At 44.9% G+C, this 13,991-nt stretch carries 13 protein-coding genes; 11 read left to right on the top strand and 2 right to left on the bottom strand.

Translation table 11 applies throughout. The features are described from left to right. On the top strand, window positions 1-157 hold a 157-nt coding region (locus tag C8R14_RS03255), incomplete at its 5' end, for an IS3 family transposase (protein WP_143000391.1). 836 nt (window positions 158-993) lie between these two features. On the opposite strand, the gene C8R14_RS03240 is transcribed toward C8R14_RS03255, so the two are convergent. Both C8R14_RS03240 and ettA read right to left on the bottom strand, forming a co-directional pair. Further along, the gene (locus C8R14_RS03240) at window positions 994-2,361 is read right to left on the bottom strand and encodes a DEAD/DEAH box helicase (protein ID WP_011633973.1); all 1,368 of its coding nucleotides are present in this window, start codon (window positions 2,359-2,361) and stop codon (window positions 994-996) included. A 265-nt stretch (window positions 2,362-2,626) separates the two neighbouring features. Then, window positions 2,627-4,294: an energy-dependent translational throttle protein EttA gene (ettA, locus tag C8R14_RS03235; protein ID WP_011633974.1), complete on the bottom strand. Its 1,668-nt coding sequence runs from the start codon at window positions 4,292-4,294 to the stop codon at window positions 2,627-2,629. A 234-nt stretch (window positions 4,295-4,528) separates the two neighbouring features. Between ettA and C8R14_RS03230 the strand changes: the two genes are divergently transcribed. The 10 genes from C8R14_RS03230 (at window position 4,529) to C8R14_RS03190 (ending at window position 13,946) form a co-directional block, all read left to right on the top strand. Further along, window positions 4,529-4,708 (top strand): hypothetical protein, encoded by a 180-nt coding sequence (locus C8R14_RS03230; protein ID WP_041353454.1) that lies wholly within the window; start codon window positions 4,529-4,531, stop codon window positions 4,706-4,708. 450 nt (window positions 4,709-5,158) lie between these two features. Further along, window positions 5,159-5,776 carry an XrtA/PEP-CTERM system exopolysaccharide export protein gene (locus C8R14_RS03225; RefSeq protein WP_011633975.1) on the top strand — a complete coding sequence of 206 codons (618 nt, stop codon included), beginning with the start codon at window positions 5,159-5,161 and terminating at the stop codon, window positions 5,774-5,776. Window positions 5,777-5,818: 42 nt separating this feature from the next. Beyond that, on the top strand, window positions 5,819-7,363 hold the full coding sequence (locus C8R14_RS03220; protein WP_011633976.1) for an XrtA system polysaccharide chain length determinant: 1,545 nt from the start codon (window positions 5,819-5,821) through the stop codon (window positions 7,361-7,363). Window positions 7,364-7,449: 86 nt separating this feature from the next. After that, entirely contained in the window at window positions 7,450-8,382 is a 933-nt protein-coding gene (locus C8R14_RS03215) for an XrtA-associated tyrosine autokinase (RefSeq protein ID WP_011633977.1), read from the top strand. Beyond that, the gene (locus C8R14_RS13985; RefSeq protein ID WP_258332332.1) at window positions 8,382-8,630 is read left to right on the top strand and encodes a hypothetical protein; all 249 of its coding nucleotides are present in this window, start codon (window positions 8,382-8,384) and stop codon (window positions 8,628-8,630) included. Before C8R14_RS03215 ends, C8R14_RS13985 begins: the two co-directional genes overlap by 1 nt. Then, complete coding sequence (locus C8R14_RS03210; protein WP_309147354.1) at window positions 8,606-9,961, top strand: TIGR03016 family PEP-CTERM system-associated outer membrane protein; 1,356 nt, start codon at window positions 8,606-8,608, stop codon at window positions 9,959-9,961. Before C8R14_RS13985 ends, C8R14_RS03210 begins: the two co-directional genes overlap by 25 nt. Window positions 9,962-9,974: 13 nt before the next feature. Then, the gene (locus tag C8R14_RS03205) at window positions 9,975-10,808 is read left to right on the top strand and encodes an XrtA/PEP-CTERM system-associated ATPase (protein WP_011633979.1); all 834 of its coding nucleotides are present in this window, start codon (window positions 9,975-9,977) and stop codon (window positions 10,806-10,808) included. A gap of 5 nt (window positions 10,809-10,813) precedes the next feature. Next, complete coding sequence (locus C8R14_RS03200) at window positions 10,814-11,653, top strand: XrtA system polysaccharide deacetylase (RefSeq protein ID WP_011633980.1); 840 nt, start codon at window positions 10,814-10,816, stop codon at window positions 11,651-11,653. Then, window positions 11,650-12,729, top strand: coding sequence for a FemAB family XrtA/PEP-CTERM system-associated protein (locus C8R14_RS03195; protein ID WP_011633981.1), 1,080 nt, complete (start codon window positions 11,650-11,652; stop codon window positions 12,727-12,729). Before C8R14_RS03200 ends, C8R14_RS03195 begins: the two co-directional genes overlap by 4 nt. 5 nt (window positions 12,730-12,734) lie before the next feature. After that, entirely contained in the window at window positions 12,735-13,946 is a 1,212-nt protein-coding gene (locus C8R14_RS03190; protein WP_011633982.1) for a TIGR03087 family PEP-CTERM/XrtA system glycosyltransferase, read from the top strand. Window positions 13,947-13,991: the final 45 nt, after the last annotated feature.

Genomic DNA, 13,991 nt, shown 5'->3' with positions numbered 1-13,991 from the left:
CCACTGGCAACATTATCCAACCCGCCATAAAGCACAACAAGATGTACTGCAGTATATTTCCATGTTCTATAACAGCCAGCGACTGCATTCATACCCGGGTTACAAAAACCCGAATCAATATGAGATGGAAATGGAAATAGTGAAAAATGTTGCTTAACTAGAGTGTCCGGTTTTACTTGACCAGGTCAGTTCACTTGACCCGTGGGTGCGGCTTTACATGGTGAGAGATTTAGCCCTAACAAGGCAAATCACCGGCAGGCAAAAGCGTCACGTCTTTTGCTGTCGCAAAACCCGCGCCACTTTTGCCTGCCGGTGATTTGCGGCGTTATGCGGCAATCCATAGCACAACTACAAAATAGTAGACAAACTAGAGAGAAAACATGGCTGATCCAAACTGTAATTATTGCAAGGGAACCGGACAATTCAAGTGCAATCGATGCGCAGGGAGCAAATCGATTGCCTGCGATTTCTGTCATGGCCGAGGCGGAGATCCAAATCCCGGTGGAGCTACCTGTCCGCGCTGCTTAAATTCCGGGAAGGAAAAGTGTCCCGATTGTAGTGGTACCGGCAAAGGTCCTTGCCCGGCGTGCTAGATCACGAGTGATGATCTGTGCCGCCATAACCAGGGTGTCAATTTTGTTCCGGCGCTGCGCCGTACCACCTCCAGCGGATGTACAAACCTGCGATCCGCACACTGCTTACACCGGCGTTAGGTTATACGCGATGACAGCTCACGCCATGAACAGTGGATAACGAGTTTTATCTATATAGTCATCCTAGTCATCCAGGACCTGAACCAATAATCCACATCGAAATTCTTGCTTGGAGGGGGAAATCAGGTGGTCGTTCGGATTGAAAATACTGTGGAATATCCGGGTACTATAATTTGTGCAGCAGTTCTTTCTCTGAATAGGAGAAATGATGAAGGTTTTATGGCGCACTGGATTGGCCAGGTACTGACCGTAAAAAATCAATACCTGGAATACATCAATATTATTTTGCTCGGGCAAAACTGCCTGAGTTATTAGATTTACTGTCTCTGAGTGGACGTCTGCGAGTATCACGAGCAAAAGGTTGGCTAAACTCGCTTTTTTTGTCTCCTCTGAAGCCTTGGGCAGTTGTGCGTGTGCTGGCGTCATTTGGCCATGAACGTCTGGTTTTGTGTGCGGCAGAAGAGGGTCTCTTTCCGGACTTATCGTCATTACGGCTGAACCTCGGTTTTGTGCGAGGTTCCATACCAGGTACAACTTGGAATTCAAAGTGATTGCCGGTAAACCGCTCTATTCTTTTGAGGTGAATGCCATCTTTACCAGATGCAAACGAGACGGCAATGCCGGAAGCTCCTGCCCGGCCAGTTCGTCCAATACGATGCACGTAGTCTTCTGCAAACTTAGGCAGGTCAAAATTAATGACGTGAGTAATATCAGCAATATCAATTCCGCGCGCGGCGACATCAGTAGCAACCAGTATTTTGAGCCGCCCCTGACGCAATCCGGTTAAAGTACGCGTGCGTTCACGCTGGGTCATATCTCCGTGCATGGCGGCAGCTTTGTGTCCTTGAGCAGAAAGATTGTCTGCCAGAGAATCAGCATCACGTTTCGTTGCAGTAAATACGATTGCCTGTTTGATGGTTGTATCACACAGCAAATGATCAAGTAACCGGTTTTTATGAGTGAGATCATCCACGTAATGCATACGCTGTTCAATATGATCAAGTTTTGCGTGCTGAGATGCGATCTGGATACGTTTAGGCATTTTCAGTAAACGTGTAGCAATTTTTTCGATTGCAGTATCCAGTGTTGCCGAAAATAGCAAGGTCTGCCTGTTTGTCGGTGTTGAGGAGGCAATACGCTCGACATCATGAATAAATCCCATGTCCAGCATGCGGTCAGCCTCGTCCAGCACCAGCATTTCCAGCCGTGAGAAATCGATCCGCCCCCGCTCAATGTGATCAATCAAGCGCCCTGGTGTGGCAACCAGTACGTCAACAACTTGTGATAGAAGTTTATTTTGCAATGGATAGGGCATCCCACCCAGAATACTGACAACATTGACGCGCGGCAGGAATTTTCCGTATTTGCTGGCAGCTTCGGAAACTTGCAGGGCCAGTTCGCGCGTGGGAGTCAGAACCAGTATGCGTGGACCGCGGCCCTGAATTTTTGCTGGAGTGGCAAGACGATGCAGTGCCGGCAGCATGAAAGCAGCTGTTTTTCCGGTTCCAGTCTGTGCGCTTGCCATTACATCGTGGCCAGCAATTAATTCGGGAATAGCTTGTTGCTGGATAGGGGTGGGAGAGGTATAACCCGCTGCCAGTACGGCTTTTACAATTGCGGGATGTAGATTCAAATTTTCAAATGACATGTCGGTTTTCCTGATGATAAAGAAATTCAATGCGCAAACAGGAACGTACCGCAACAAATAATTGCTGGTACCACTGGCGCATACATAAACACATCGCTGCTAACCAGGGATACTGCACAATTTCAAGAAGAAACAGAGGAATCTGGAGAGGTCAGGAACGATGAAACTAGATAAACCCTACCTTGAGGCAGGGTGGCAAGTATACAGTAACTACACAAAAGAAAAAGTTAAATTTTTGTGTGGTGTGGTTGGAACGAGTGGTCGATTAGCGTTCGATAGGCTTGAAACGGATACGTTTGGGTTTTGCTCCTTCTTCACCAAGACGTCGCCGTTTATCAGCCTCGTATTCCTGATAGTTGCCCGTGAAAAATATGACTTGCGAATTGCCTTCAAAAGCCAGCATATGTGTTGCGATACGATCCAGGAACCATCGGTCGTGCGAGATTACCAACACACATCCGGCAAATTCCAGCAGTGCATTTTCCAGTGCTCTCAAGGTTTCAACGTCAAGGTCGTTGGATGGCTCATCCAACAATAACACATTTCCTCCGGATATCAGTGTTTTGGCCAGATGTAACCGGCCTCGTTCTCCGCCGGAAAGTGTTCCTGCAATTTTTTGCTGATCAGGACCCTTGAAGTTAAAGCGGCCAAGATAGGCGCGTGACGGGATCTCGTGTTTGCCAACGATAAGCAGATCATTTCCATCTGAGATGACCTGGAATACAGTCTGATCACTAGGTAATGCATCACGTGATTGATCTACATAGGCAATTTTTACGGTTTCACCTATCTTAATCTCGCCTGTATCCGGTTGTTCCTGTTCAGTAATCATGCGAAACAGAGTGGATTTTCCGGCACCATTGGGACCGATAATTCCGACAATCGCGCCGGGTGGTATCCGGAAATTCAGGTTGTCAATCAGCAGGCGATCGCCAAATCCTTTGGAAACATTGTTAAATTCGATAACTTCATTTCCCAGCCTATCTGCGACAGGAATAAAAATTTCCTGTGTTTCGTTGCGCTTCTGATATTCCTGCGAGCTGAGTTCTTCAAATCGGGCTAGGCGAGCTTTAGATTTTGCCTGCCTGCCTTTAGGATTTTGCCGTACCCATTCCAATTCTTGCTTGAGTGATTTCTGGCGAGCAGATTCTGCGCTATCTTCTTGTTTCAGGCGTGCTTCTTTTTGCTCCAGCCAGCTCGAGTAGTTTCCTTTCCAGGGGATGCCATGACCACGATCAAGTTCCAGTATCCATTCCGCTACGTTGTCCAGAAAATATCGATCATGAGTGACGGCTACTACCGTGCCTGAGAAACGTGCAAGGAATTGTTCGAGCCATTCTACAGATTCTGCGTCCAGATGGTTGGTAGGCTCATCTAGAAGTAGCATATCCGGCTTGGATAGAAGTAATCTGCACAGGGCAATACGGCGTTTTTCCCCTCCTGAGAGATTCTGGATCAAAACATCCCACTCCGGAAGGCGTAGTGCATCAGCAGCTATTTCCATCTGTTGAGTCAGATTGTCTCCATTTTGTGCAGTTAATATTGCTTCTAGCCGCGATTGCTCGGCTGCCAGTGTATCGAAGTCAGCGTCCGGTTCGGCATAGGCTGCATAAATGGCTTCCAGTTGTTGTTGTGCATTGAGTACTTCTCCTAATCCTTCCTGGATTGCTTCGCGAACGGTGAGATCGGGATCGAGTTGTGGTTCTTGTGGTAGGTACCCGATTTTGAGATCTGGCATAGGGGTGCATTCCCCTTCAAAGTCTTTATCTATTCCGGCCATGATCTTTAATAGCGTGGATTTGCCAGAGCCATTCAGGCCAAGCAGACCAATTTTTGCGCCTGGGAAAAAACTGAGTGAAATATCTTTAAGAATAACGCGTTTGGGAGGAACAATTTTACCAACGCGATTCATAACTAAAACGTATTGAGCCATAAATGCTTTTCTAATCCTGAATTTGAATTGATCTGGACATTCTAGAATCTGGGAAGATTCCGCAGAGGGTTATACATGAAAAGAAAGGAAGGCCGTTCGTTTAATGTCGGCATTGCAGGGTAATGATTTACATAGAGCTATATTAAGAGGCAAATGTGTAAAAGGCAAATGTGTAAAAGGCAAATATTGGGGTGAGTTGTTTGTCTGGGCAAATACAGGCTATCAGGGAAGAGTATGAAAATTACAGTGCACTATAAATCAGGAGTTTCTCAGGTTTTTATTGTTCCTGCAGAAATACAGGTTACTGAATTTCGGAAAATGGCGGAGGAGGCAGGAGGAGACGTGCTCAAAGTTGAGTTTTCATCTTTTAATCCAAAATCTTACCAATATTATGCTGGCGAAGGGAAATTCTAGGAGATGCTCTGGAAAAACGTATAAAATACACTTATCTTCCCTGTTTCGATTGGTTTGAGTATTGTGGCGCCTGGTAATTATATGCTTGTTAATAAAGATTAAATTTAATAATTCCTGAAATTTATTAAGTTAAAGATAATAATTGGCCAATCGATATAATCTAGTTCCTGTGGTTTGCCTGCGGGCCTCATTTGTGTGCATTAGAATGCTGACGCTTTTTTCTGATAAAAATGAATGATGTTAACTATGCTTGGTTTTTAAATGGTAGACACATTCAGTACTCCTGTAAAAAGATAAAATTACTTTTACAGTCTGGGTGAATATTTATCCATTTGATAAATAAACGTTAATGTGACGTTCTGATTATAGATACATAATGTATGTTGTCACCATTGTTATAGTGAAAAAGTTTGGGTGAGGGCGCTCTAGTCTTTTTATTGAGGGTTTCGTGTGAATATTTCTATTAAAACCTGGATAACTAATCTGTCGGTTATTTTTTATCTGTTTTTGCTCAGTAGTTGTACGACTTATCCGTTACTTGGTACACAAGGGGAGCAGGTCCCGCATGATTATCTGATTGGGCCGGGTGACACATTAAACATTATTGTTTGGCGCAATCCAGAAATATCCATGAGTGTTCCGGTTCGTCCAGATGGAAAAATTACAACGCCTCTGGTAGAGGATTTGCCGGCAAGTGGAAAGACCTCAACTGAATTGGCGCGTGATATCGAAGAGACGCTTGCAAAATATTTGCAGCAGCCAGTAGTGACAGTTGTCATAACTGATTTTGTCGGGCCATTCGGTGAGCAGATCAGGGTAATCGGTGAGGCTTCACAGCCACAGGCGCTGCCGTACCGGGAGGATATGTCGCTGATGGATGTCATGATTGCTGTGGGAGGTTTGACTGATTTTGCTGCAGGAAACAGGGCAAGGATCATTCGGAGCGTTGATGGTAAACAGCAGCAATTTCGCGTCAGGCTGGATGATTTGATCCGGGATGGTGATATTTCTGCCAACGTACCGGTTTATCAGGGAGATGTGCTGGTTATTCCTGAAAGTTACTTTTGATTAATTTGCGTGCAATCGTGATAAATGGCGAGGTGATCCGATATGAGTGATTTGATTGCTCAGATACTGGTTTACATCAAAGGGATTTGGAAATACAGATGGGTTTCAGTTGGATCTGCATGGATTATTGCGGTTGCGGGTTGGTTTTTCGTTTATAAGATGCCGGATAATTATCAGGCATCTGCGCGAATTTACGTTGATACTCAGAGTATTTTGCGACCATTAATGGCAGGGATGACTGTATCACCCAATCCAGATCAGCAAATCACCATAATGAGCCGGACGCTTATTAGTCGGCCAAATGTCGAGAGAATTGTTCGTATGGTAGATCTGGATATTAAGGTCGCAGATGATAGTGCCAAAGAAAAGCTGGTGACCTCATTAATGAATGATATCAAGCTTAAAACGACAGGTAGCGATAATATTTTCATGATTTCGTATGACGACAAGGATCCCAAGCTGGCCAAAGATATTGTTCAAGCTCTGTTGACTATTTTTGTTGAAGGCGGGCTGGAAGGAAAAAAGCAGGATTCTGCTTCTGCGTTACGTTTTATTGATCAGCAAATTGCTGCTTATGAAGAAAAATTGGTTGCTGCTGAGGCAGCCCTGACTGCTTTCAAGCAAAAGAATCTTGGTTTTTTACCCGGGCAGGGTGGAGATTACTATAGCCAGCTGGTTGCGGCGGCTGAAGAGCTGGAAAAAGCCAGGCTTTCCTTGCTTGAAGCTGAGCAAGCTCGTGATGCGGTCAAGAAACAGATAACGGGGGATGAGCCGATGCTGTTACTGGAGGTAGGTGAAGCATCACCACAAAGCATTGTCAATCCGGAAATTGATGCACGAATTCAATCCCTGAATACTAATTTGGATAACCTGATGCTGAATTTTACTGATCAGCATCCGGATGTAGTTGCTACTAAGCGGTTGATTGCTCAACTTGAAGAGCGCAAAGTGGAAGAGGCCAAGCTGATGGGCCCAGTTGGTAAAAATTATGACCCAATGATGCAACAGTTGAATATTGCATTGACAGAATCTGAAGCGCTGGTGGCCTCCATGAAGGCGCGAGTGGGTGAATACGAAGCACGTTACGAACGATTGAAATCAATGAGTAATACTGTTCCTGCTGTAGAAGTGGAAATGCAACAACTCAATCGGGATTATAACGTGAACAAGGCTAATTACGAGAAATTGCTGGAACGCAGGGCGTCTGCTGAAATCTCCGGTGAACTGACTTCTACTTCTGGATTGATGTCTTTCAGGATTGTTGATCCCCCTACAGTTCCAGAGCTGCCATCTGGACCAGATCGGAAAAAATTTCTTACGCTGGTCCTGATTGGAGCTTTGGCTGGGGGGGTTGGCCTTGCATTCGTTATCAGCCAGATTCGACCTACTTTCCATAGCCAAACCACCTTGCGAGAGCTGACAGGTTTGCCAATTCTGGGGGTAGTGCCGATGGTATGGACAGAAAAAGAAAAGGTGAAAGATAAAAGACAAATTTATATATTTGGCATTTCTTTGATAATACTAGTTGCGTGCTATGTAGTGCTGTTAGTTTACTACGTAAAACCGCATGTTATGCAGACTACTTAGATTGTTTGCATATAAATCGTTACCGATATTATTCAAGAAAATATGTGGATTTGCCAAGGTACGGTTCGAAGGATAATGGAGTGGATATGAGTCTTATTGAAAGAGCTGCTGATAAGCTTTCAAAAAATGAAATAAGCAATTCTATTCCGGGCAAGATACCGCAGACTGTGAAAACTGGCCTGGATCCATTATTTCTCTCTGACAATATGTCAGATCAGAAAATTGGAAAAGAGGTGAGTGTTAATAATAGCCCTGTGGTTGATCTGGCTAATAGAGCGAGCGCTAACAAGAAAACAATTAAAAAAATTGAAATTGATCTGGAAAGCCTCCACCGTAAAGGCATTGTCACTTTGGATCACTCCAGATCCGAGATAGCCGAGCAGTTTCGATTGATAAAACGCCCCTTGATTGCCAATGCATTTAATCCAGATAGTGGTATTAAAAATGGCAATCTGATTATGGTTACCAGTTCTTTATCCGGTGAGGGGAAAAGTTTCTGTTCAATCAATTTGGCAATGAGTATCGCGATGGAAATGGATCACAGGGTGCTATTGGTTGATGCAGATGTTGCTCGGCCTTCAATCCCTGCAAGTCTTGGTTTCAGCCCGGAAGAGCCAGGTTTGTTGGATCTCCTCCGTGACCCTCAGTGGAAGATACCCGATGTAATGATGAAAACCAATGTGAAGAAACTCACGTTGATTCCGGCAGGGAGACGCCATACGCATGCTACCGAATTATTGGCTAGTCAGAGCATGCATTCTATTTTAGCTGAGCTTGCCCAGCGCTATCATGACAGGGTAGTCATATTTGACTCTCCACCTTTGTTGTTGACCAGTGAAGCACGCGTGCTTGCGGGCCAAATGGGGCAGATCGTGCTAGTGGTTGAAGCAGAAAGGACAACTCAGCAGACTGTGAAAGAAGCTTTACAGCAAATTGAAGCGTGCGATGTGATCAATCTGATTTACAACAAAGCCAGAGCACATAGCGGCGGCGGATATTACGGCTACGGCTATTATTGATGAAATCACTTGGTTATGCTGACAGCAGCTTCTCGCGCTGGATAGCGTGCTTGTGGGGTGGCTGTATTGTAGGATTGGGCAGCTCGGTTTTTCAGGTCAATGCAGCGGAATGGAATATCCAGCCACGATTAATGGTTAGTGAAACCTATACTGATAATGTGAGGTTGGGCGGTGGAATCGGGTTTGGGGGAGGAGGAGTTGGCAGCCAGGGGGGGGGGAATTTATTACGCAGATTAATCCTGGAATAAATATTACGGGTGAGGGACGTCATTTTAAGGCAAATCTTGGCTATACGATGAATAATCTCATCTATGCAAAGAATGAACGATACCTCATACGACATCAGTTAAATACTAATGGTACTGCAGAAATAGTCAAAAATCATTTTTTTGTGGATGCCCGTGCTGTAGTTACTCAGCAAAATGTTTCCCTATTGGGATCGCAGGCACTGGATAACGCTAGCTTGACGGGTAATCGAAGGGATGTACGTATTTGGAGTATCAGTCCCTATGTGCGTCAGCGTTTCAAGAATCTTGCTGCAGGAGAAATTCGATATATCCATGGTGAGGTGAGCTCCAATACACGCAGCTTTTCTGATAGCACTTCTGATTCAGCAATCTTTTCACTAAATAGTGGTTCAGCTTTCAGAATACTTGGCTGGGGAATGAATTTTAGCCATACAGAGATTAGCAGAAAGTATTCCGGACCCAGGCTAGGAGCTTTAAGAACGATAGAGATGGATCGAGCATCAGGCTCGCTTAAATACATTGTGACGCCGCATTTTAATCTGATTGGTACAGCAGGCTATGAGCACAACAGCTTTGTTTCGATAAGGGGAAAACCTTCCAGCCCCTTTTGGACTGTAGGTTTCTCTTGGGCGCCGACTGAAAGGACCGATATCAGTGCATCAGGCGGGAAAAGATTTTTTGGAGATACTTATGCAGCTTCTGTTGATCACCGCACTCGCAGTACAGTGTGGAACTTAAGCTATATTGAGGATATTACTACTTTTGGTCAACAATCTTTATCTGGTGGTTCGATTTTAAGTGCTGACATGTTGAGCCAACTCTTGTCAGGTACTCAGAACAGCGAAGCATTATTGAATCAGGGGCTTTCATCTTCATTTTCTGACCCAAATAATTTTCTGACTAACCGTTTATTTTTACTTAGGCGTTTACAGGCCTCGTTGGCTTTGAACGGCAAGAAGAATTCGCTGGTATTCCGGGCCTTTAATTACTCCAGAAAATCATTTAGTCCGGATGAAGAAGATGCTGATCTAATTGGTGCTACTAATGCCATGTTGACTAGAAATACTACTCAAACTGGCGGGAATGTATTATGGAATCACCGGCTGTCTCCCAGAAGTAATGCCAACATCAATTTCGGCTATATCAAAAGTCGTTATAGTGTAACTAATCAGGAAGATGACAATATAATTATATCAGCCAGCTTGAATAAGCAGTTTGCTTCTAATACCACTGGATCAATCAGGTATTCTCACCTGCGTCGTGAATCTGATCGCAGCAACGGTAACTACAATGCTAATGTAGTAACGGCGACAGTAAATATAAATTTTTAGAAATAAGAAGCTTATGTATCTTACTTATTATGGTTTTACCGAGAAGCCATTTCAGTTAAAACCTGATCCAAGCTTTTTTTTCCCCAGCCGGGGGCACAAGCGCGCGGCAGCGTATCTTGAATATGGTCTGTCGCAGGAAGATGGTTTCATCATTATTACAGGAGAAGTGGGCGCTGGTAAAACCACGCTGATGCGCTGCCTCTTTCAAAAGTTGAAGCGAGAACGGGTTGTCGCTGCACAGCTGGTTAGTACTCGACTGGATCCAGATGATGCTTTGAGAATGGTAGCTGCTGCTTTTAGCCTGCCTTACGAAGGTTTATCCAAGGCAGCATTGTTACTTGATCTTGAACGATTCATGCGCAAGTGTGAACGGGAGGGGACAAGAGTATTGTTGGTAGTTGATGAAGCACAAAACCTTCAACCACAGACACTGGAAGAATTACGGATGTTGTCTAATTTTCAATCAGATAACAGGCCTTTGTTGCAGACTTTTTTACTTGGCCAGCCAGAATTCAGAAGAACATTGCTTGGCAATCAGATGCAGCAGCTTCGTCAGCGCGTGATTGCCACTTATCACTTGGGTCCACTGGATCAGGCTGAAACCAGAGCCTATATCGAGCATCGATTGCAAAAAGCAGGCTGGAATGGAAATCCCGTGTTTCAAGATGAAATTTTCGAGATAATACATAATTTTTCTACTGGAATTCCACGTAAAATCAATATGTTTTGTGACAGATTGTTGATTATGGGATGTCTGGAAGAGTTGCAGGCTCTGAGTAAAGCCGAGGCAAACGAGGTTATGCTTGATATACAGAAAGAATTTGATCTAACCGTTTCTCCTGAATAAATCCTATGATTCGTAATGCGTTGACTATTGATGTGGAGGATTATTTCCAGGTATCGGCTTTCGCCCAGTATATCCCCCGCTCATCCTGGGATAATTTGCCGTGCAGAGTTGAACGCAACATTGATCGGATTCTTATGGTGCTGGACGAGCATAAAATCAAGGCGACCTTTTTTACACTGGGCTGGATAGCGGAACGTTACCCATCCATGGTCAAGCGGATCGTTGAGAATGGTCATGAGCTAGCTAGTCATGGATATGCCCATCATCGTGTTACTGAGCTGAGTCGCAAGCAGTTTTATGATGATATTACCCGCAGCAAAGCGTTACTGGAGGATATTGGTAACCAATCTGTATGGGGTTATCGTGCTCCGAGTTTTTCTATCCGCGGAGATAATCTCTGGGCGCTGGAATGTCTTGAGGAGGCTGGATATCGATACAGTTCGAGCGTTTATCCAGTAAAACACGACCATTACGGGATGCCAGATGCACCTCGTTTTGCTTTTAATCCCGAGAATGCCCCAGGGTTGCTTGAATTGCCGGTTACCACTGTACGACTGTTTGGACGTAATTTCCCAGCGGGAGGGGGCGGCTATTTTCGCCTTTTCCCCTATGCAATCTCACGCTGGTTTCTGCAAAGAGTGAACATGATTGATCTCCAGCCGGCTATCTTTTATTTTCATCCCTGGGAAATTGATCCTGATCAACCCCGGCAGACGGGGATCAATTTTAAAACACATTTTCGTCATTATCTTAATTTAGGTCGTATGGAAAAACGATTGAATGCCTTGACCCAGCATTTCGAATGGGGGCGTATGGATCAAATTTTTTTACAACGGACAATGTGAATCTCGACAGTACAACTGTGCAAAATACCAATGATCTGTTCCTTGGTAAATTACCAGATATTTCTATCTTATCGCCAGATAAGTTCCAGGCATGGGACGAGTTTGTTAGAGTCTGTCCTGATGCAACCTTTTTCCATCGTTCTGGGTGGAAGCCTGTCATAGAACAGGCCTTTGGACATAAAACCTGGTTCTTATACATAGAAGAGGATGGATGTATTCAAGGCATACTTCCTCTAGCAGAAATCAACAGCTTACTATTTGGACACAGCCTGAGTGCCTTGCCGTTTTGTGTATATGGTGGTATTGCAGCTATGTCAGACGGCGTACGAGCCAAGCTGGATCAGGCGGCGCAAATGCTGGCAGCGCATCTGCAAGTCGATTATCTGGAATATCGCCATGTAACTCCTTTTCATCAGGATTGGCCAACCAAGGAGCTGTATGTTACGTTCCGCAAAACGATAGATCCGGATGTGGAGCAAAACATGCTCGCTATCCCGCGCAAGCAGCGCGCAATGGTGCGCAAAGGGATCAAATATGCGCTGCAGAGTCATGTGGATCAGGATATCGAACGTTTCTTTCATGCTTATTCGGCCAGTGTGCATCGCTTGGGTACCCCGGTTTTTTCCCGAAAATATTTCCGATTATTAAAAACTGTTTTTGCAGAAGACTGTGAGTTGCTCGTCATTACCAAAGATGATCAAACGGTTAGCGCGGTCATGAGTTTTTATTTCCGGGATGAGGTACTGCCGTATTATGGGGGAGGGGCGGATGCAGCACGTGATTTGGCTGGGAATGATTTTATGTATTGGGAGTTGATGCGGCGTGCCTGTGAGCGAGGTTACAAGATTTTTGATTTTGGACGTAGTAAGCAGGGTACCGGATCGTATAGTTTCAAAAAAAACTGGGGATTGGAACCGCAGCCGTTATTTTATGAGTATCAGCTTCTTCGGGCGAAGGCTGTACCTGAACATAACCCACTCAACCCGAAATATCGGCTCTTTATCAAAGCCTGGCAGAAGTTACCTTTGACGTTTGCCAACTTGATTGGCCCTCATATTGTTAAGAATCTTGGATAAGAAGGATGCAAGGACTGCTTTATCTGACGCACAGAATCCCTTATCCACCCAACAAGGGCGACAAAATACGTTCCTTCCACCTCCTGCAGCACCTGAGTAAACACTATCGTGTATATCTGGGAACATTTATCGATAATGAAGAGGATTGGCAATACGAGAGGGAAGTTCGAAATTATTGTCAGGATGTATGTGTTGTCAGGTTGGATCCACTACCAGCCAAAATAAAAAGTCTGCTTGCATTATCTGGAAATGATCCACTGACGCTGGCTTATTATCGTAATGCGAAACTGATGCAGTGGGTTAAAGCTGTATCACATACTGAGTCCATACAGAATATTGTGATTTTCTCTTCTGCGATGGCGCAGTACGTTGAACATTTATCTGATCGCCGTCGCATTATCGACTTTGTTGATGTGGATTCGGATAAATGGCGGCAGTATGCGCTATCAAAACCCTGGCCCTTCAACTGGATTTATCACCGAGAATCAAAACGTTTGCTCGATTACGAAAAGAAGGTGGCAGGAGAGTTCAGCAGCGCAACCTTCGTTTCAAAGAAAGAAGCTGAATTATTCAGACAGCTTGCGCCTGATTCAGCGAATAAAACAACATTTTTTAATAATGGTGTTGATACTGACTTTTTCTCTCCCGCGCGCGATTATCCCAATCCTTATCCGGCTGGGAAGAGAATATTGGTTTTTACCGGTGCCATGGATTACTGGGCTAATGTCGATGCGGTAAGCTGGTTCGCAAATTCAGTATTTCCTGCTATCCACACAAAATTACCGGATGTTGATTTCTATATTGTGGGTGCCAAACCAGCCAGACAAGTACAGCTGCTGGCAGATCTGCTTGGTATCCGTGTGACTGGAGCAGTTGAGGATATCCGCCCGTATCTTATGCATGCCGCAGTAGCAATTGCCCCTTTGCGGATTGCGCGCGGTATCCAGAACAAGGTACTGGAAGCAATGGCCATGCAAAAGCCGGTGGTTGTTTCTATGCAGGCGATGGAGGGAATTCACGCCACACCGGGGAAAGAACTGATGGTGGCAGGAGATGCCAGGGATTTTGCTGACCAGATTCTTTTTCTTCTTGATTCTAACGATCAAACAACTATGGGGCGGGCTGCCCGGAACCGGGTTTTGCAAGACTACACATGGTCAGCTAATTTGTCACGGATTGATGCGCTCTTGCAGCCCTCTATCCCGGCTAAGGTTTAAAGAGAGTATGCCGTTCACATCCATCAATTAAACGATAACAGTAAA

This window comes from Nitrosomonas eutropha, from assembly GCF_003201195.1.
GTDB classification, from domain to species: domain Bacteria; phylum Pseudomonadota; class Gammaproteobacteria; order Burkholderiales; family Nitrosomonadaceae; genus Nitrosomonas; species Nitrosomonas eutropha.
Note: the sequence above shows the minus strand (reverse complement) of the source record. Positions and strands in the feature narration are given on the sequence as shown.